General features: G+C 70.5%; 17 protein-coding genes and 1 tRNA gene. 7 read left to right on the top strand and 11 right to left on the bottom strand.

The window, feature by feature from the left end; genetic code table 11:
* The 4 genes from ABD205_RS21070 to ABD205_RS21055 form a co-directional block, all read right to left on the bottom strand.
* Nucleotides 1-1,992, bottom strand: a 1,992-nt coding sequence (locus ABD205_RS21070; RefSeq protein ID WP_344048321.1) for a MinD/ParA family ATP-binding protein, incomplete at its 3' end; no start/stop codon positions are given.
* Between the two features lie 150 nt (nucleotides 1,993-2,142).
* Nucleotides 2,143-2,349, bottom strand: a complete 207-nt coding sequence (locus ABD205_RS21065) for a hypothetical protein (RefSeq protein ID WP_344048319.1) — start codon at nucleotides 2,347-2,349, stop codon at nucleotides 2,143-2,145.
* Between the two features lie 72 nt (nucleotides 2,350-2,421).
* Nucleotides 2,422-2,622 (bottom strand): hypothetical protein, encoded by a 201-nt coding sequence (locus tag ABD205_RS21060; protein ID WP_344048317.1) that lies wholly within the window; start codon nucleotides 2,620-2,622, stop codon nucleotides 2,422-2,424.
* Between the two features lie 182 nt (nucleotides 2,623-2,804).
* Entirely contained in the window at nucleotides 2,805-3,269 is a 465-nt protein-coding gene (locus tag ABD205_RS21055; RefSeq protein ID WP_344048316.1) for a phage tail protein, read from the bottom strand.
* A gap of 146 nt (nucleotides 3,270-3,415) precedes the next feature.
* On the opposite strand from ABD205_RS21055, the gene ABD205_RS21050 reads away from it, so the two are divergent.
* From ABD205_RS21050 to ABD205_RS21025, 6 genes are all read left to right on the top strand, one after another.
* Complete coding sequence (locus tag ABD205_RS21050) at nucleotides 3,416-4,213, top strand: class I SAM-dependent methyltransferase (protein ID WP_344048314.1); 798 nt, start codon at nucleotides 3,416-3,418, stop codon at nucleotides 4,211-4,213.
* Nucleotides 4,214-4,280: 67 nt separating this feature from the next.
* The gene (locus ABD205_RS21045; protein WP_344048313.1) at nucleotides 4,281-5,153 is read left to right on the top strand and encodes a ZIP family metal transporter; all 873 of its coding nucleotides are present in this window, start codon (nucleotides 4,281-4,283) and stop codon (nucleotides 5,151-5,153) included.
* A 92-nt stretch (nucleotides 5,154-5,245) separates the two neighbouring features.
* Nucleotides 5,246-5,659: an alternative ribosome rescue aminoacyl-tRNA hydrolase ArfB gene (gene arfB / locus ABD205_RS21040; RefSeq protein WP_344048312.1), complete on the top strand. Its 414-nt coding sequence runs from the start codon at nucleotides 5,246-5,248 to the stop codon at nucleotides 5,657-5,659.
* A gap of 39 nt (nucleotides 5,660-5,698) precedes the next feature.
* Nucleotides 5,699-6,007, top strand: coding sequence for a PadR family transcriptional regulator (locus ABD205_RS21035; RefSeq protein ID WP_344048311.1), 309 nt, complete (start codon nucleotides 5,699-5,701; stop codon nucleotides 6,005-6,007).
* Nucleotides 6,004-6,798, top strand: a complete 795-nt coding sequence (locus ABD205_RS21030; protein WP_344048309.1) for a hypothetical protein — start codon at nucleotides 6,004-6,006, stop codon at nucleotides 6,796-6,798. The genes ABD205_RS21035 and ABD205_RS21030 overlap by 4 nt, the downstream gene beginning before the upstream one ends.
* 63 nt (nucleotides 6,799-6,861) lie before the next feature.
* Nucleotides 6,862-8,577 (top strand): NAD(P)/FAD-dependent oxidoreductase, encoded by a 1,716-nt coding sequence (locus tag ABD205_RS21025; RefSeq protein WP_344048307.1) that lies wholly within the window; start codon nucleotides 6,862-6,864, stop codon nucleotides 8,575-8,577.
* Between the two features lie 19 nt (nucleotides 8,578-8,596).
* Here the strand turns inward: ABD205_RS21025 and ABD205_RS21020 are convergent, their stop codons facing one another.
* The 7 genes from ABD205_RS21020 to ABD205_RS20990 form a co-directional block, all read right to left on the bottom strand.
* Entirely contained in the window at nucleotides 8,597-8,854 is a 258-nt protein-coding gene (locus ABD205_RS21020) for a hypothetical protein (protein WP_344048306.1), read from the bottom strand.
* A gap of 44 nt (nucleotides 8,855-8,898) precedes the next feature.
* On the bottom strand, nucleotides 8,899-10,551 hold the full coding sequence (locus tag ABD205_RS21015) for a glucoamylase family protein (protein WP_344048304.1): 1,653 nt from the start codon (nucleotides 10,549-10,551) through the stop codon (nucleotides 8,899-8,901).
* Nucleotides 10,552-10,720: 169 nt separating this feature from the next.
* On the bottom strand, nucleotides 10,721-12,766 hold the full coding sequence (locus ABD205_RS21010) for a putative bifunctional diguanylate cyclase/phosphodiesterase (protein ID WP_344048302.1): 2,046 nt from the start codon (nucleotides 12,764-12,766) through the stop codon (nucleotides 10,721-10,723).
* Between the two features lie 119 nt (nucleotides 12,767-12,885).
* Nucleotides 12,886-12,959: transfer RNA gene (locus tag ABD205_RS21005), tRNA-Val, on the bottom strand.
* A gap of 188 nt (nucleotides 12,960-13,147) precedes the next feature.
* A complete protein-coding gene (locus ABD205_RS21000) occupies nucleotides 13,148-13,615 on the bottom strand; it encodes a peroxiredoxin (RefSeq protein WP_344048300.1) in 468 nt (155 codons plus the stop codon).
* Nucleotides 13,616-15,295 carry an AMP-binding protein gene (locus ABD205_RS20995; protein ID WP_344048298.1) on the bottom strand — a complete coding sequence of 560 codons (1,680 nt, stop codon included), beginning with the start codon at nucleotides 15,293-15,295 and terminating at the stop codon, nucleotides 13,616-13,618. It abuts the gene before it with no gap.
* On the bottom strand, nucleotides 15,292-15,717 hold the full coding sequence (locus ABD205_RS20990) for a DUF3052 domain-containing protein (protein ID WP_344048296.1): 426 nt from the start codon (nucleotides 15,715-15,717) through the stop codon (nucleotides 15,292-15,294). Before ABD205_RS20990 ends, ABD205_RS20995 begins: the two co-directional genes overlap by 4 nt.
* A 201-nt stretch (nucleotides 15,718-15,918) precedes the next feature.
* On the opposite strand from ABD205_RS20990, the gene aceE reads away from it, so the two are divergent.
* A complete protein-coding gene (gene aceE, locus ABD205_RS20985; RefSeq protein WP_425573089.1) occupies nucleotides 15,919-18,744 on the top strand; it encodes a pyruvate dehydrogenase (acetyl-transferring), homodimeric type in 2,826 nt (941 codons plus the stop codon).
* Nucleotides 18,745-18,796: the final 52 nt, after the last annotated feature.

Raw genomic sequence — 18,796 nt, 5'->3', positions numbered from 1 at the left:
GAGGATGCCGGTGCCGGTGTCGAGGAGGATGAGGTTGTAGAAGTGGTCGAGAAGGGTGATCAGGGAGTGGTACTCCTCCCGGCCCAGGGCCTGGCCGATGCGCGGATCGTCGTCCGACGCGAGCACCTCCAGGCGCGACTCGACCGCCTGCGAGGTGAACTCCCGGAGGACGGAGTAGCTGTCGATGCGGTCGACCTCCTGCAGCAGGTCGGTGATCTTGCGCGAGCTCGGCGGCGCCAGTCGGTGGGCGAGGTTGCCGGCGTCGGGGTTGGCGTCGACCGCGACGACGCGGTCGCCGCGCAGCATGGCGAAGATGCTCCCGAGGGCGAGCGTCGTCGTGGTCTTCCCCACGCCGCCCTTGCGGCTCATGACGACGACCCGGCGCGACCCCAGGATCGGCGTCCGCAGTCGGGCCTCGAGCTCCGCGCGCCGGCGCTCGGCGGCGCTGAGCCCGGGGTTCAGCGTGTGCCCGGTCCCCTCGTAGACGACCTTGCGCCATCCGGTGGCCGGAGCCGGCGCGCGGTCGTCCAACATGTTCTCGTCCGTGAAGTCCGCCGCCGACGGTGCCCGGTGAGCCGGCACCGCGGCGACCGCCGCGGCCACGTCCGGCGCGATACCGAGGTCCTCGCCGTCGGGGTCGTACGTCGGCTCGGCCGCCGCCCTGCGGGCACCGGCCCGGCGCACTCCTGCCCGCAACACGCGCCCCACCGACACGGCGAGCCGCCAGACCACGATCGCCACCCCGACCAGCGGGAGCAGGATCAGGAAGACCGAGATGACCGACAGCGCCATGTTCGCCAGGTCCCGGGCCGCCCACGCGGCCGCGAAGGCGTCCTGCTGGGCCGCCAGGCCGATGCGGGCCGAGTGGACCAGATCCGGGATGGTCCACAGCAGCCATCCGACGAGCAACGTCAGGAGCGGGACCACGACGACCACCCAGCCCGTGACGAGCCTGCGGGCGGCCGGCTTGAGCTCCAGGACCCGCCGGTCCGGCTCCTCCCCGGGGCGCAGGCTGCGGAGGACGGGACCGACGCGCGAGAACAGATCCGGTATGCCGGCGAGGTCCGCGAGCACGTAGTAGCCGTCGAACCGGACGATCGGGATGAGCTGCTGGACCATCTGGATCTGGATGAGCAGGACGCAGAGCACGATGATGCCCGCGCCGCTCTGCAGGTAGACGAGGCTGAGGGCGACGACGCACCACGCGTGGAAGTACAGGCCGCCCAGGTCGGTGCGAACTCGTCCGCCGCGGCTGAGTCGGTAGGAGTCCGTCACGTCGGTGTAGAAGGCCGGGAAGACGAGGTACAGGCCGACGCCGATCGCACCGGGGCGCGCGCCGCCGTAGCGACAGGCCGTCGCGTGCCCGACCTCGTGGATCAGGCCGGCGAGGGTGACGATCGCGTACATCACCAACGCGAGCGTGGGGTGGAGGAAGAGCTCGAGCAGCGCGCCCGAGAAGTCGGCCTGTCGCACGATCACCACGTCGAGCGCCACGAGCGCGATGAGGCCGACCACCACCACCGGCGGCCAGAACATCGGTCGCAGCCACTCCCCGAGGCGGCGGCTCCAGGCCGGCGGCACGATCGTGCCCTTCACGCTCAGGGCCAGCAGGGGGTTGGCCCGCGGGGCCCGTACGACGGCGCCGCCGCCGCTGACCGGCTCCACGAGACCGAGCGGCTGCAACCGGGTCTCGACGAGGTAGTCGAGGCCGGCGGCGTTGAGGATGCGGCCGTCAGCGGCGCTGACGAGCTCGGCGACCTCAGCGGAGGAGCGGGTGGGCTCGACGTAGATGAGGGCGAGATAGAGCAGCTCGCTGAGCTGCACCATCTGGTCGTCCCACCGCCGGACCAGGTACGACGGGTCGCGCAGCCCCGAGTTCTGGAGCGGTCCGAGGACCTCGGTCTGAGGTGTCCGGCGCCATCGTGGTGGCTCTTCCGGCACCTGACGGGTCACCTCCCCGTCGGCGATGTCGTGATGGGTGGCCTGTTTCATCGTGGCCTCGCTCTGGTTCGCTCTGGTTCGCTCTGGTTCGCTCTGGTTGCTCTGATGGCGCCGTCGTTCCGATCGCTCTGGTCTCGCTGGTTGCTCTGAGTGACGGCGGACGCGCCAGAGCCGCACGCCCGCCGTCACGCTGGGGCCTGACTAGTGCAGGTAGGTCGCGATGTACTGCATCGCCAGTGCGTTGGCTTGGGAGTTGATGGTCGCGGCGTTGACGGCGATCGCTACGTTCACGCCCACGACAGTGGTGAGGTTGACGCATCCCACGTAGCAGAGGGTGTCTCGGTCGGGCAGCACCTCCCCGTGCTGCGAGTCGAGCTCGTCCAATCCGATGACCGCGCGTGATGGCATGTCGGTTCACCCCCTCTCCTCGGGGATGGTGCCGGACGGCGTGGCCACGGGGGCGGCCACGCCGGACGACTGTCAGCTCTGGTTGACGGCGATCTGCTGGACCGCGGTGCTTGACGCGGCCGAATAGATCGAAGCGGCGTTGAACGCCATCGACGAGTTCGACGCCCAGACCGACGCCCAGTTGTTCTTCCCGAAGAAGGTCAGGGTGTCGCGTGCCGGAAGCAGCTCGACCCGCTCGCTGTCGAGCTCGGTGAAGGTCAGCTCTTTGCGCATTGTTGTCACCTCCTCTCGCTGCGCCGAGGTGTGCGAGATGTGCGGACGACACATCGAAGCGGCGCGACCGTGATCGCTCCGTGACCGCATGCTCGGCGCCGAGATCGCGCGACCGTGATCGCTCCGTGACCGCGCTGGACCGCTCAGGTCCGCCGCGCTGCCGGGAGCACCTGAGCACCGGCTCAGTACTCGCCCTTGATCACGAAGAACGAGCCGCGGATCGTGCCGGCCAGCTTCGACTTCTGCCGCGCGAACTTGAAGCGCGTCGCGAGCTCCTCGGGGACGTCCATCCCGTCGCAGAGCTTGAACCCGACCGCACGCTTGCCGCCGTCCGCGATCGTGTACATCACGTTGATCGACAGGCCCGACTCGTAGAAGACGTACGCCATCCGGATCCCGTCGACCTCGAACGCCGTCGCCTCGAGCGGCTTCGACTCGATCACGAGGTCGCGTTCCTTCTGGAGGATGGCGTGCACCCAGTCGACGACCTCCGTCGCCTCGGCGGCGGGCTCGACCGTGAAGACGTGGTCGTACTTGTTCTTGAAGTAGCGAGCCTCGTTGGCGCGCAGGCCTGCGAGCGCCGGCGCGACGGGCGAGGACTCCAGGCCGATCGTCGAGACGTCCTGGAAGTCGACTGCAGATGACATGACTGCTCCTCGGGAGTGGGTTCGGTAGGTCACGGTGGTGACGTCTGTCGACGGTGCTCGACGCGGGAATGTGACAAGGCGCGCTCGTGACGTGCCCGGAACCGCATCACGACCGAGGCGTGAGTGCGGTCGCTAGCCTGTCTGACGTGGACGAGGCCCCGTCTGTTCTCCGTTCCTCGTTCGGTGCCGCAGCTGCTGCGTACGCCGAGCACCGCCCGGACTACGCGCCCGCCGCCGTGCGCTGGGCGCTGGCGGCCGCGCCAGGTCCGCGGGTGCTCGATCTCGGCGCTGGGACCGGCAAGCTCACGCAGGTGCTCGTGGCGGTCGGCGCGGACGTCACGGCCGTCGAACCGGACGCCGCGATGCTGGCGGAGCTGCGTCGCCGGCTGCCCGGCGTCCCGGCGATGACGGGGCGCGCCGAGGAGATCCCGCTGGCGGACGGGACCGTCGATGCCGTGCTCGCCGGTCACTCACTCCACTGGTTCGACATGGCCGTCGCCGGACCAGAGATCTCGAGGGTCCTCGAGCCGGGCGGCACCCTCGCCGGGCTCTGGAACGTCCTGGACGATCGTGTCGACTGGGTGGCAGCACTCGCGCGGGTGGCCGGGCCCGCCGTGGTCGGTCCGCGTGACCTGCTCAGCTCTTGGCGCGCGGCCACCGCGCGTGCGTACCTGCCACCGCCGGGTGCGCCCGCCGCCTTCGACGCTCCGAGGCGGGCCGAGTTCGTCCACGGACAGCGCCGCTCGGTCGCGTCGTTGGTCGACGCGCTCGCGACCCGTGCCGGCGTGCTCGTCATGTCGCCGCGGGAGCGCGAGACCACGCTGAGCCGTGTTCGCGCCTTCCTCCTGGACCGGCCCGAGACCGTCGGGGAGTTCGACGTCCCGATGCTCACCGGGGTGCTGCGCGTGACACGTCCCGCACGCCGTTCGTGGGCCGCCGACTAGGCACGGACAGATAGGTCAGGCTAACCTAAACAGGTCATTTCGTGAGCGACGAGATCTGGGGTGTTCCGTGGGACTGGGGACCACACTGCTGCTGGGGCTGATTGCCGGCGTGACCATCCTGGTCGGCCTCCCGATCGGCCGGATGCGCTCGGCGTCGCCCTCGCTGCGCGTGTTCCTCAACGCCACTGCCGTCGGCGTGCTGCTCTTCCTCGTGTGGGACGTGCTGTCCGCGGCGTGGGAGCCCATCGACGAGGCGCTCACCTCGATCCACGAGGGTGACGGCGGCGCGGGCAAGGCGATCGGGTACGGCCTGATCGCGACGGCTGGCCTGGCCGTCGGCCTGCTGTCGCTCGTCTACTACGAGCGCTGGATGGCCGGCCACGCGGCGCGGCCCGCGCGCCCGTTCGGACCCGGCGCGATGACCGTCGGCGAGACCGCCCGGTTCCGCGGGATCGCGAGCTGGTCGGAGGCGAGGAGACTCTCGCTGATGATCGCCGTGGGCATCGGCCTGCACAACTTCGCCGAGGGCCTGGCCATCGGGCAGTCGGCCGCCTCGGGCGAGATCGCCCTCGCCGTGATGCTGGTCATCGGCTTCGGGCTGCACAACGCCACGGAGGGCTTCGGCATCGTGGCCCCGCTCGCCGCGGACGTCGACGAGAACGGGGTGGCTCGTCGTCCCAGCTGGGCGTTCCTGCTGACCCTCGGCGCGATCGGTGGCGGCCCGACCTTCATCGGCACGCTCGTCGGCCACGGGTTCACCAGCGAGCCCGTGAGCGTCGCGTTCCTGACCCTGGCGGCCGGGTCGCTGATCTACGTCATCACCCAGCTGATCGCGGTGGCCTCCCGGGCCCGCCGCAGCGACCTGCTCGCGTACGGCATGCTGGTCGGCCTGATCGCGGGCTTCCTCACCGACGCCATCGTCACCGCCGCGGGCGTCTGAGCGAGCCCACTCCCCTGCCGCGGGCATGATGGGGTCGTGACGCTCGACGAACCCCACCGGCCGCCGCTGGAGACCCCTCGCGACGCGACGCGGTGGGACGCGTCGTGATCACCGTCCGTGACCACGTCATCCCGGATGCCGAGCTGACCTGGCGGTTCTCCCGCTCGTCGGGCCCGGGCGGCCAGAACGTCAACACGACCGACACGCGCGTCCAGCTGTCCTTCGACGTCGCCGGTTCGGACGCGTTCCCCGACGACCTCAAGCGGCGGATGCTCAGCCGTCTCGGGGACCCGGTCGTGACGGTCGCGGCGTCCGAGCACCGGTCCCAGCTGCGCAACCGCCGCGCTGCGGAGGAACGGCTCGCGGAGCTGCTCGAGGAGGCGATCAAGCCACCGCCCGCCGCACGGGTGCCGACCAAGCCGTCGAGGGGGTCCCAGCAGCGGCGCATCCACCACAAGAAGAGGCGTAGCGAGATCAAGCGGCTGCGCGGCCGCCCGGAGGACTGACCGTGGACGCAGCATCTCTATCTAGGTAGAGTTACGGACGTGACCCGGCGCCGTGCGCACTCGCCCCAGAGCGTGAAGGTCCTGCGCGCGCTCAGCGCCCAGCCCCTGACCTGGCGGCACGGCTACGACCTGTGCACCGAGCTGGACCTCCGGTCCGGCTCGCTCTACCCGATCCTGATCCGCCTCTGCGACCGGGGCTTCGTCGACTCGATGTGGGAGACGCCTGGAGCAGGGCGGCCGCCGCGGCACCTGTATCGGATCACCGCGGCCGGACTGCACGAGGCGGCGGGGCTCTCCCCGATGCCTGCCCGCGCGCCACGGGGCCAGGTCCGATGGGACCCCGCGTGATCACGCGCGCCGTCATCGGCCTCCTCGCCGAGCTCGCCGGCCGTCCCGAGTGGGGCCGGGCGATGCTCGCCGAGGCCGAGCAGATCTCCGACCCCCGCGCGCGACGACGCTTCGCCCGCGGCTGCCTGTGGGCGCTGGCGCTGAGTGTTCCCGCCGGCGTCGGCACCCTGCTCGTGGCCGGGCTGTCGAGCCTGACTGTCGTCGTGGTCGCGCTGGTCCGCTACCCGGGCATCGTCTCTGGTGCGGGCACCTGGGTCGCGGTCGGGCTCTTCTCGATCGTGGTCGTCGGCTACGTGACGATCGGGGCCGGCCTGGCCGCGCGGCTCGGCCGCGGCGGGCCGACCGGCCAGATGCTGGCGTCCGGAGCGGTCATCGCCGGCGTGTGGATGGTCGCCCTCGTCGCATCCGGGACCCCTGCAGGCATCTCGATACCTCTGCTCGCGCTCGCGCCGTGCGTGGCACTGATCCTGGGGTGGCGAGCGACACGACGGTCGACGTCGACCACGATCGGCCTGCGCTGCGTGGGTCTGGCCGCGCTCGCGGGTGGCCTCGGGCTGTTCCTCGTGTGGGGCGGCGAGACGGTGATCCTCGCCGGACGCCCCTACGACCCCGGGATGGTGCGTGACTTCGCGACCAGCGGCGCACCCGACCTGGCGACGTACGCCGTCGGCGACAGCCTCGGCTCGGGCATGATGCTGCTCCTGCTGGTGCCGCTGGTCTCCCTGGTCGCAGGAGCCACGGGAGCGATGGCGGCCGCTCACTGGCCACGCACGAGCCACACGGACGCCTGATCCGCGGGGCGGCCCGCAGAAATCCGTGGTCCCCGGATGAGTCGCCTCGCCTAGGCTGAACCGGTGGAAGGCGATCCCGCGATCATCCTGGTGTCCGGCGACCACGGCGACGTGCTCCTGGAGGAGTTTCGAAGCCGGTACGACCGCGACTACGACCTGCGCGTCGCCGGGGACGCAGGCGAGGCGGAGGCCGTGGCGCAGGAGATCCTCGAGCGCGGCGGCATGGTCGCGCTGTTCGTCAGCGACTCACGCCTGCCCGACGTCGACCACATCTTCGAGGCGATCCACCGCTGGCGTCAGGTGATCCCCACCGCCCGCAAGGTCATCACCGCGCACTGGGACCACTTCGTCGAGGACGGCCCGCCGCTGAGGATCGGGCTTGCGAAGGGGAAGTACGACGCCTACCTGCTCATGCCGCGCGGCCGACGCGACGAGGAGTTCCACAACGCCATCACCGACCTCCTGTCGGACTGGGGCTCGACGGTGCCGCAGCCCGAGGTCGTCAGCGCCAAGATCCTCTCCCCGCACCAGGACGCGCTGACCATGGCGATCCGCGACTTCCTGGACCGGATGGGCATGCAGAACAAGGTCTGGGACCCCGCCGACCCGGCGATCGCCGACTACCTCGGCATGATCAAGGCGCAGCTCGGCGTCGAGGAGCTGCGCTACCCCGTCGTGTACGCCGCCAACCGCGTGCCGATCCAGGCCACCAGCGTCCGCGACGTCGCGGTCTCGATCTACGGCCGTCCGGGCGACTTCAAGGTCGACGGCGTCGTCGACCTGGCGATCGTCGGCGGCGGTCCCGCGGGGCTCGCGGCCGCGGTGTACGGCGCGTCCGAGGGCCTGTCGGTCGTCGTCCTGGAGGCCGAGGCGATCGGCGGCCAGGCCGGCACCAGCTCGATGATCCGCAACTACCTCGGCTTCCCGCGCGGCATCTCCGGGATGCGGCTGGCCCAGCGCGCCCGCAACCAGGCGCTGCGCTTCGGCACCGACTTCTTCACCGGCTGGGAGGTCAGAGAGCTGGTCATCGGGGCGGACGGCGAGCCGCACCAGCTCTGCACCGACGGTGGCGACGTACGCGCCCGGACCGTCCTGGTGGCCAACGGAGTGGCCTACCGCAAGCTCGGCGTGCCGCCTCTCGAGGACCTGGTCGGCGCCGGCGTCAACTACGGGGCCGCGATGACCGCCGCGCGCGAGATGGAGGGGTACGACGTGGTCGTGGTCGGCGGCGGCAACTCGGCCGGCCAGGCAGCGCTGCACCTGGCGAGGTTCGCGAGCTCGGTCACCATCGCGGTCCGCCGGCCCGGCCTCGAGGAGACGATGTCGCAGTACCTGATCGACGAGATCAGCTACAACGAGCGGATCCACGTGCTCCCCTGCAGCCGAGTCGTGGACGGTGGCGGCGAGGGGCAGCTCGAGTGGCTGTGCCTGGAGGACATCAACACCGGCGAGCGCACCACCAAGGAGGCGCGCGGCCTGTTCCTCCTGCTCGGCGCCGAGCCGCGCTGCGACTGGCTGCCGCCCGAGCTGGCCCGCGACCGCAACAGCTTCATCCTCACCGGTCGCGACGTCCCGCGGGAGATGTGGGTGGACGGACTGCCCCCGGCCAACCTGGCCACCACGGTGCCCGGGATCTTCGCTGCGGGCGACATCCGGTCAGGGTCGATGAAGCGGGTCGCCGCGGCCAGCGGCGAGGGCGCGTCCGTCGTGCCCCTCGTGCACGCCTACCTCGCTCCGGTGCCCGACGCCGAGGCCGGGACGGCGACCCCGGTCTCCTGACGAATGGCGAGCCTGGCCGTCAGCGGGCGCCGCGAAGGTCGGCGGTCTCGGCCCAGGACAGGGTCGTGCACACGTGGGTGGTGAAGATGCGCCCGATCTGGTCCGCGTCGACGAACCGGGTGCCGTCGGCTGTCCGCACGTTGATGCCGTCGAACACGTCGACCGGGGCATCGACGAGAACGGCCACGACGGTGCCGAACTCACGGCCGTCGCTCGTCTGCACCGGGGTTCCCGGCTGCAGCGCGGTGTAGGCGATCGGGACAGGGTCCGCGTCCATGCGCTCCACTGTAGGCGAGATGGCCGCTCCGAGCCCGGCGTACGTCACTCCAGTGCCATCCGCTCCATCCCCAGGTAGGTGTGGGCGACCGAGGAGACCGGGTCGTCGGCGAAGTGCCGTTGCAACGCACGGTCCTGCAGCGCGTTGTCCAGCGCGGCCATGATCATCGACTGGTCGAGCACCAGGATCCGATGCCCCACCGTGCCGGTCGTCGGGTTGACCGCGTCGAAGAAGCCGTGCGACCCGTAGACCCCCGGGAAGAGTGATGCCAGCTTCACCAGGTTGTCGTAGGCGGCCTGGGGCGCGACGTCCAGTGCCAGGAACGACGCGTGCGGGGACACCACGTCCTCTCCTGCACAGCCGTGGCACTGGGACAGGCCGAGGTTCGGGTTCGCCGCGGTCGCGCCCGCGCCGAAGTACGGGAACCGCAGTCCCTCCACGCCGTACCCCGAGTAGCCGCCGGTGTCGTCCGCCGTGCTCGAGGGCGACATGCCCCAGACCGGCAGGCCGAGCTGCTCCGTCGCGTACTTCTGCTGGACCGCGACGCTGCGCTGGTCGGCCAGCCCCATCCCGTGCGTCCCCCACGAGGTCTCGGGGACGACCTCGTTGGCCATCAGCGCCTCAAACATGCCTCCCGCGAAGGTGGGGATGAATCGCAGGTCGGTCCCCGGGTAGGTGTAGGCCCCCTCCCAGACCGGGAAGGTCTCACCCGACTGCGGGTCGGTGACGGTCTGCCACGAGCCGGTCATCGGCCACTGACCCTGCCAGGAGAAGTCCGGGTCGCTCGTGCAGTCGTCGTACGGCGCCGGCGGGGGCAGCTCGCGCCAGCTGCGCCACCACACGTTGCCGGGCATCTGGTGCAGGCCCATGCCGATGTAGGCAGAGATCCGAGGGTCGGAGTAGAGCGCGCCGTTGTGGTAGTAGTGCGTCCAGTTGTCCCCGACGTCCGGAGGGCTGCCGACGTAGTAGCCGCCGTACATCTGACCCGTCGGCTGGTTGCCGGGGATCGCCGGGTTGGTGTTGCAGTGCGTCTCGGCGCGGTCGTCGTAGAAGAGCGAGAAGTCCATCCGCCCCAGCAGCGCCGCGGCGGTCTTGCGCGCGCCGGGCAACGCCTGCTTCACGACGACGAGCCCCGAGGCGTACCACCCGTTGTCGACGTTGGAGAGGAAGGAGCAGTTGTCGAAGGTGCCGCCGGTCGTCGGACAGTCACCTTGGCCGGGGTTGAGCAGCGCGCGACCGTTGTCGGTGTCGTACCACTGGTAGAGGAAGCCCTGGTACGCCGGCAGCGACGCGACCTCGCGCAGGGTCTGCTTCGCCAGCTCCGTGGCTCGGTCCCGGCTGATCAGGCCGAGGTCGGAGGCCGAGACCAGCGACCAGAGGTAGACCCCGATGTTGGCCGATGAGGTGTAGCGACCCCTGTCGGTCGGGCTGCTCGAGCCGCCCGCGTAGGTCACGTTGTCCAGCGGCAGGTGGGTGTGCGGATCGACGTCGTCGGCGAAGAACGTCCACGTGTCCCGCGCGATCTCTCGCAGGCGGGTCCGCTGCGCGGGACTCAGACCGCTGTACGGCGCCACCGGCCCCGTCGCTGCTGGAGCGCTCGCCGCGCTCGCTGGCTGGGCCGCGGTCGGTACGGCGAGCAGTGTGGCCGCGACGACCACGAGAGAGCCGGCCAGGGCAGGAATCTTCGAGTGCATCATGGGACCTACCACCCTCCGAGACGATGTGCGGGCGCACCCGACGAGATCCGTACCCCGCAGACCGCGTTCTTCATCCCCGTGTCACCGGATCGATCTCGATTCGTCCGGTCCGGTCGAGCCCCGATGCGCGCGGCGGAACCGCCCCGAGGGCTGCCGCCGACGGCTCGCGTCAGCGGCGCAGCAGCAGCGTGGCGAACTCGTCGGCGGGGACGGGCCTGCTGACGAGGTAACCCTGGATCTGGTCGCAGCGCAGCTCGCGGAGGCATCTCCTGTGGGCTTCGGTCTCCACGCCCTCGGCGATCGCCGACAGCCCGAACGAGTGCGCCAGCGCGATCGCGGCGCGCACGATGGCGGCGTCACCCGGCTCGGCCAGCATGCCGTCGACGAAGGAGCGGTCGATCTTGAGCGAGGTGACGTCGAAGCGGCGCAGGTATTCGAGGCTGGAGTAGCCGGTGCCGAAGTCGTCGATCGCCAGCCTGATCCCGAGTCCGCGCAGCTGACGGAAGACGTCGATCGCGGTCTCCACGTCCTGCGCCAGCTGCGACTCGGTGAGCTCGAGCTCGAGCAGGTCGGCGGGGAAGCCGGTGCGTTCCAGGGTGCCGGCCACCCAGGCGACGGGGTCGCGCTGGAAGAGCTGCGCGGCCGAGATGTTCACCGCGATCGACACCGGAGGAAGGCCGGCGTCCAACCAGGCGCGGCCCTGTCGGCAGGCCGTCTCCAGCGCCCACTCCCCGATCGGCAGGATCAGGCCGGAGTCCTCGGCGATCGGGATGAAGTCGACCGGGGAGATCGGGCCGTGCTTCGGGTGGTCCCAGCGCAGGAGCGCCTCACAGCCGGTGATGGTGTCGCGGTCGAGGTCGACCTTGGGCTGGAACGCGAGCCACAGCTGTCCGGCCTGGGCCGCGCCGCGAAGGTCGATCTCCATCTCGGTGCGCCGTTGCGCCTCCTCGGCCATCTCCGGCGCGAACACGCGGAAGGCGCTGCGACCCGCCGACTTGGCGTGGTACATCGCCATGTCGGCGTTGTCGATGAGCTCCGTGCCGGTGTCGCCGTCCCGCGGGTAGAACGTGATCCCGATGCTGCCGGTCAGGTGGACGCGCCGTCCCTCGACCATGAACGGCTCGGCGAACGAGTCGACGAGGCGCTGGGCCATCTCCTCGATGTCGTCGGTCCTGCTGACCCGCGGGGTCAGGATCACGAACTCGTCGCCGCCCATCCGCACCACCGTGTCGTCCAGGCACACCAAGGCACGCAGTCGGCGGGCGACGGCTTGGAGGACCACGTCGCCGAACGGGTGACCGAAGCCGTCGTTGACGATCTTGAACCGGTCGAGGTCGATGTCGAGCAGCGCGACGAGGTGGCCGTCGCGCTCGGCGGCCCCGATCGCTGCGGCAAGCTCCTGGTGCAGCAGGCTGCGGTTGGCCAGTCCCGTGAGCGAGTCGTGGGTGGCCTCGTGCTGCAACCGCTGCTGGAGGGCGACCTGCTCCGCCATGGAGAGCGCGATCCCGACGTACCCCTCCTCACCGTCGTGGGTGAAGCGGCGACCGGTGGAGAAGTACGGCAGCCGGCGGCCGTCCTTGCAGAGCAGGTCCGCCCAGACCTGGCCGTGGCCCTCGGCGAAGACCCCCTCGAACGCCACCTCGACCGTGGACCGGTCCTCGGGCGCGAACAGCTCGGTCACCTCCATCCGGGCCAGCTCCGCGTCGGAGTAGCCGGTGATCTCGGAGAGCGCGGCGTTCCAGCGGACCAGGAGCCGGTCGGCGCCGACGTGGTAGAGCGCTCCCGGGAGGCTCTGGAAGAGAGCGTCGGTGTAGTCGACGGCCTCCTGGAGCTGCCGCTGAGCGTCCCGTTCGGCGGTGACGTCGCGGATGGTGCCCACCATCCGCACCGGCACGCCGCTCGGGTCGCTGAGGACACTGCCGCGTCCCAGGACGCACGCATAGCCGCCGTCGTCACGCCGCAGCCGGTACTCCTCCGACCAGAGCCGCTCGGGGTGGACGCGCGCACGGATCAGGCTGTCGATGACGCGGGTGGCGTCGTCGGGGTGCAGGCGCTCGGTCCAGGCGGCGACGGTCGTGGTGCCGAGGAGTCCGGTGATGCCCAGCGTCGAGGTGTAAGGCGAGTCGTGCCAGTCGAGCCGTCCGTCGAACGACCAGTTCCACACCGCCTCGCCCGTCGCCCGGATGAGCGGATCGAAGAGCTCGCTGTGACTCATACCCTCTCCCGAGTCCCTGAGAACGATTGCATCGTCCGTCACATCGGCCGGGCCGTCTGCGATCGAAGAAGTGCAGGACCGATCAGCGCGGCTGGCGGTGCCGGCAAGGGGTCACGCGGTGGGCGCAGAGGGACTCGAACCCCCGACCACCGGTTTGTAAGACCGGTGCTCTAACCAACTGAGCTATGCGCCCGCGAAGCGCCGCACAGACTACGCGAGCGCGCTGCCCGGGGCTAAACGTCCCGGAAATGCTGAAGTCGAGCCGCTGGAGTCTCGGGTCTCCAGCGGCTCGACACCCCGAACACTACGCCGGGCCTGTTCGTCGCGCAGAAGAACGCAGGATCTTCGGGATCGCTGTCTAGACCGGGAGCAGCGACAGGCTCACTCGGCCGCTGCGCGCAGCTGGCGCAGGTGCTCGGCGAGGTCGCGCCCGTCCGGGTTGGCGTTGTGCACCGACCAGCGGACCAGGCCGTCCCGGCCGACGACGTACGAGGACCGGCGGGCCGAGCCGCGAGCGGAGTCGAAGACGTCGTACGACTGCGCGACCGCGCCGTGCGGCCAGAAGTCGGACAGCAGCGGGAAGTTGAGCCCGTCCTGGTCGGCGAAGGCACGCAGCGCGTAGATCGGGTCCGTCGAGATGGCGAGGACCTCGGTGTCGAAGGTCAGGAAGTCGTCGAGGCGGTCGCGGACACCGGCCATCTCGCCCGTGCAGACGCCCGAGAAGGCGGCCGGGTAGAAGAGCAGCAGCACCGCCTTGCTCCCGACGTAGGACGACAGCGTGACGTCCTGCCCGAACTGGTCGCGCAGCGTGAAGTCCGGCGCAGGCCCCCCGATGGCCAGACCCGTCACCTACGACTCCTTCTCGTCAGTCCCGTCGGCGGCCCGATCCGCCGCGAGCTCCCTCTTGAGCAGCTTGCCGGTCGCGTTGCGCGGCAGCTCCGGCAGCCGCACGATCTCGCGCGGCACCTTGTACCGCGCCAGATTCTCTCGCACCCACTCCTTGAGCTCGTCATCGGTCACCCCTCGGGCGGATTCCGCGATCACCACGAACGCGCGCAGGCGGTGTCCGAAGTCGGGGTCCTCGACTCCGATCGCCGCCACGTCGTCGACCGCCGGGTGCCGGGCGAGGCAGTCCTCGACCTCCCGGGGGAAGACGTTCTCACCGCCGGAGACGATCATCTCGTCGTCGCGGCCCTCGATGTAGAGCCTGCCGTCCGGGCCGAAACGTCCGACGTCACCGGTGGACATCAGGCCGTCGACGACCTCCTTGTGGCCGCCGCCGGTGTAGCCCTCGAAGAGCAGCGTGTTGCCGACGAAGACGCGCCCCGACTCCCCCGCCGGGAGCTCCGACCCCGACGGGTCGAGGATCTTCACGACCGTCCCCCAGGGCGGACGTCCGGCGGAGGTCGGCGCCGCGCGCAGGTCGGCGGGCGTCGCGACCGACGCGTAGGCCACCTCGGTCGAGCCGTAGATGTTGTAGAGGTTGTCGCCGAACGCGTCCATCCAGCCCAGTGCCAGGTCGCCCGGCAGCGCCGAGCCTGACGACGCCACCACCTTGAGCCCGCTCAGGTCGTAGGCCGCCCGGACCTCCTCCGGCAGGGCCAGGATGCGCTGCAGCATCACCGGGATGACGACGAACGTGTCCGCCTTCTCGGCGGTGATGGCCCGTAGCGCCTCCTCGGGGTCGAAGCGTCGACGCAGCACCAGCGGCGTGCCGAGCAGCATGGCCAGGAGGAGGTGCGCGAGCCCCCAGGTGTGGAAGAGGGGTGCCGCGACATGGGCGCGGTAACCGGCCCGGATCGGCATGCGGGAGAGCAGCGAGATCGCCGCGTCGATCCCGGCCTCGCTGCGCGGGGCGCCCTTCGGCGTCCCCGTCGTGCCGGAGGTCAGGATGACCAGCCGGCCGGTCCGCGACGGCGGCCGCAGGTCGAGGTCGCTCTGGTGGCTGATCAGGCCGTCGAGCGTGTCGGCGTCGACCTCCGACTCGGTCCAGGCCACGATCCGCAGGGGCGCGTCCTTCCCCGACAGGCCCGCGGCGAGGAGCCCCTCGAACTCCTGGTCGTGGACGACGACCAACGGGCGCTCGCGCGCCAGGACGTCCGCCAGCTGGGGGCCGGCGAAGGCGGTGTTGAGATAGAGGACGTCGGCGCCGAGCTTGCTGGCGGCGAGCGTGATGTCGAGGAAGCCGCGGTGGTTGCGGCACATGACGGCGATCCCGTCGCCCTCCCCGACGCCGCGATCGGCGAGTGCGCGGGCGAGCGCGTTGGAGCGACCGTGCAGCTCGCTCCACGTGAGCGTCCCGAGCTCGTCGACGAGACCGACGGCGTCGGGTTGGCGTACGGCGAGCGTCGCGAACCCGCCAGCGGGGCTGGTGCCCCAGGCGCGCAGCACCTTCGCGAGCCGCGCGAGGGTGGTCGGTGAGTACGCCCGGACCACCCCGGAGCCGACGAGGACCCTGACCGCGGTCGCGGCCGAGGTCCCACGGCCGACGATCCCGTCGACCATGCCTCCGAGGCGGATCCGGGTCACCCGACCGTCTTCGGCGCCACCAGTCGAGTGGCGGCCCAGTCCTTGCTGACGGCCGCGGTCGTTGTCTGTGAGAGGCCGGCCAACGGGGCCGCCTCGGCGATCTCGGCGGGGTCGACGGAACCTGCCCGGCCGACCTTCGGGGTCAGCAGCCAGATGGCACCGCCGCCCACCAGGTCGGTGAGCGCGTCGACGAGCCCGTCGACGAGGTCACCGTCGTCGTCGCGCCACCACAGCACGACGGCGTCAACGTCGTTGCCGTACTCGCTGTCCACCATGTCGGCGTCGACGGTGTTTTCGATGGCGACCCGCAGCTCGTCGTCGGTGTCACCGTCCCAGCCCAGCTCCTGGATGACCATCCCGGGCTTGAAGCCCAGTCGGTCCGCCGGCCCAGCGGCCGCGGTCGAGCCCACGTTGTGTTCCACTCCTGCTCTGTCGGTGATCAGTGTCGACTCCGGCGCTTCAGCCCCGGAATGGTGGACAGTCCAGCGGGTTTCGGGGGCTGATGCAAGGTTTCCCGCGCGACACGCTCGGGTACGCCTGCACATTTGTAACGTTCCACCGCCCGTACGAAGGGTACTCACCGGTAAGTTTGAGTGATTCGTGGGGCGTGACACGATGCCAGAGTGACCGAAGCCTCCACCTCTACTTCTGGCACGTCCGGCACGCCGTCCACCACGACGACCCCGGTGCCTACCCCCAGCCAGCCCACCGTCATCCACGAGGGCCTGCCGACCCAGCTCCCGGACATCGATCCCGAAGAGACCCAGGACTGGATCGCGTCGTTCGACGCCATGGTCGGCGAGCGCGGCCGTGACCGCGCGCGCTACGTCATGCTCCGCCTGCTCGAGCGCGCTCGCGAGATGCAGGTCGGCGTCCCCGCGCTGCGCAGCACCGACTACATCAACACGATCCCGCCGGAGCGCGAGCCGTGGTTCCCCGGTGACGAGGACGTCGAGCGCCGCATCCGTGCGTTCATCCGCTGGAACGCCGCCGTCATGGTCTCGGGCGCCAACCGCAAGGGCCTGGAGGTCGGCGGCCACATCGCCACCTACCAGTCGAGCGCGAGCCTCTACGAGGTCGGCTTCAACCACTTCTTCCGCGGCAAGGACCACCCCGGTGGCGGCGACCAGATCTACATCCAGGGCCACGCCTCCCCCGGCATCTACAGCCGCGCCTTCCTCGAGGGCAGGCTGACCGAGGAGCAGATGTTCCGGTTCCGGCAGGAGGTCCAGCACGGGCCGCACGCCGGGCTGTCGTCGTACCCCCACCCGAGGCTGATGCCCGACTTCTGGGAGTTCCCGACGGTGTCGATGGGCCTCACCGGCCTCAACTCGATCTACCAGGCGCGGTTCAACCGCTACCTGCACAACCGCGGCATCAAGGACACCAGCCAGCAGCGCGTCTTCGCCTTCCTCGGCGACGGCGAGATGGCCGAGCCCGAGTCGCTGGGCGCGATCCGCATCGCCGCCCGCGAGGAGCTCGACAACCTCACCTGGGTCATCAACTGCAACCTGCAGCAGCTCGACGGTCCGGTGACGGGCAACGGCAAGATCATGCAAGAGCTGGAGTCCAACTTCCGCGGCGCCGGCTGGAACGTCATCAAGGTCGTCTGGGGCCGCGAGTGGGACGACCTGCTCGCCCGCGACGTCGACGGCGTCCTGGTCAACCGCATGAACACCACGCCCGACGGTGCGTTCCAGACCTACTCGGTCGAGAGCGGCGACTACATCCGCGACAGCTTCTTCGGCAGTGACCCGCGGCTGCGCAAGATGGTCGAGCACATGAGCGACGAGCAGATCCGCAAGCTCCCGCGCGGCGGCCACGACTACCGCAAGGTGTTCGCGGCGTTCGACTCCGCGACCAAGCACGCGGGGCAGCCGACGGTGATCCTGGCCAAGACCGTCAAGGGCTGGACGATCGACGCCCTCGAGGGCAAGAACGCCACGCACCAGATGAAGAAGCTGACGATGGCGGACCTGAAGAAGTTCCGCGACCGGCTCTACCTCCCGATCTCCGACCGCGAGCTCGAGGAGACCTACGAGCGCACCGGCGCCGCTCCGCTGTTCCACCCCGGCACGGACGCTCCCGAGATCGAGTACATGCTCGAGCGCCGCCGCCAGCTCGGCGGCTCGCTCCCCAAGCGCGTGGTGCGGGCCAAGTCGCTGACGCTCCCGGGCGACGCGATCTACGCCGACCTGAAGAAGGGGTCGGGCAACAACAAGATCGCCACGACGATGGCGATCGTGCGCCAGCTGCGCGACTGGATGAAGGACCCGGAGATCGGCCAGCGGATCGTCCCGATCGCGCCGGACGAGTACCGCACCTTCGGCATGGACTCCATGTTCCCGTCCGCCAAGGTCTACAACCCGGCCGGTCAGCAGTACGACTCCGTCGACCGGAAGTTGTTGCTCTCCTACAAGGAGTCCAGCGCCGGCCAGATGCTCCACGAGGGCATCTCCGAGGCGGGCGCCATGGCGTCGGCGACGGCCGCCGGGTCGGCGTACTCGACCCACGGCGAGCACATGATCCCGTTCTACATCTTCTACTCGATGTTCGGTTTCCAGCGCACGGGCGACTCGATCTGGGCGATGGCCGACCAGCTCGCGCGTGGCTTCCTCATCGGCGCCACCGCCGGTCGCACCACGCTGACCGGTGAGGGTCTCCAGCACGCCGACGGCCACTCGCCGCTCCTCGCGGCGACCAACCCGGCGGTCGTGCACTACGACCCGGCGTTCGCCTACGAGGTCGCGCACATCATGCAGAGCGGGCTCGAGCGGATGTACGGCACCGGCGGTGCGAACGGCAACGGCGAGGACGTCATCTTCTACGTGACCGTCTACAACGAGCCGGTCGCACAGCCGGCCGAGCCCGAGGGCGTGGACGTCGAGGGCATCCTCAAGGGGATCCACTGGGTCTCCTCCGGCGAGGGCGACGGCCCGCGCGTGCGGCTGCTCGCCTCGGGCGTCGGCTTCCCGTGGGTCGACGAGGCCGCCCGCCTGCTCAGCGAGGAGTGGGGCGTCCAGGCCGACCTCTGGTCGGTCACGTCGTGGAACGAGCTGGCCCGCGACGGCGTCGCGGCCGAGCAGTGGAACCTCAACCACCCGGGCGAGGCCGCGCGGACGCCGTACGTCACCGACAAGCTGTCCGGCTCGAACGCCCCCGTCATCGCGGTGTCCGACTACATGCGTGCGGTGCCGCTGCAGATCGCGCGCTGGGTCCCGGGTGACTACCGCGTCCTCGGCGCCGACGGCTTCGGCTTCGCCGACACCCGTCCCGCCGCGCGCCGGTTCTTCCAGATCGACGCCCAGTCCGTCGTCGTCCAGGCGCTCCAGGCGCTCGCCGACGCCGGGCAGATCGACCGGGCGCTGGTGGAGAAGGCGTTCGCGGCGTACCGCATCGACGACCCGACCGCCACGCAGGGCGTGAAGCAGGAGGGCGGCGACGCCTGACGCCGAGTCGGCGGTACTGCACCGCTCAGCAGGTCCGAGTCGGCGCTTCTGC

The organism is Nocardioides panacihumi, from assembly GCF_039530925.1.
Taxonomy (GTDB): domain Bacteria; phylum Actinomycetota; class Actinomycetes; order Propionibacteriales; family Nocardioidaceae; genus Nocardioides; species Nocardioides panacihumi.
The sequence above is the reverse complement of the archived record's forward strand: the minus strand, read 5'-3'. Positions and strand labels throughout refer to the sequence as shown.

What these genes read in the sequence shown, in the direction of transcription:
- ABD205_RS21065 (WP_344048319.1), bottom strand. Translation starts at nt 2,349, where the DNA reads ATGCCATCACGCGCGGTCATCGGATTGGACGAGCTCGACTCGCAGCAC.
- ABD205_RS21060 (WP_344048317.1), bottom strand. Translation starts at nt 2,622, where the DNA reads ATGCGCAAAGAGCTGACCTTCACCGAGCTCGACAGCGAGCGGGTCGAG.
- ABD205_RS21055 (WP_344048316.1), bottom strand. Translation starts at nt 3,269, where the DNA reads ATGTCATCTGCAGTCGACTTCCAGGACGTCTCGACGATCGGCCTGGAG.
- ABD205_RS21020 (WP_344048306.1), bottom strand. Translation starts at nt 8,854, where the DNA reads ATGGACGCGGACCCTGTCCCGATCGCCTACACCGCGCTGCAGCCGGGA.
- ABD205_RS21015 (WP_344048304.1), bottom strand. Translation starts at nt 10,551, where the DNA reads ATGATGCACTCGAAGATTCCTGCCCTGGCCGGCTCTCTCGTGGTCGTC.
- ABD205_RS21010 (WP_344048302.1), bottom strand. Translation starts at nt 12,766, where the DNA reads ATGAGTCACAGCGAGCTCTTCGATCCGCTCATCCGGGCGACGGGCGAG.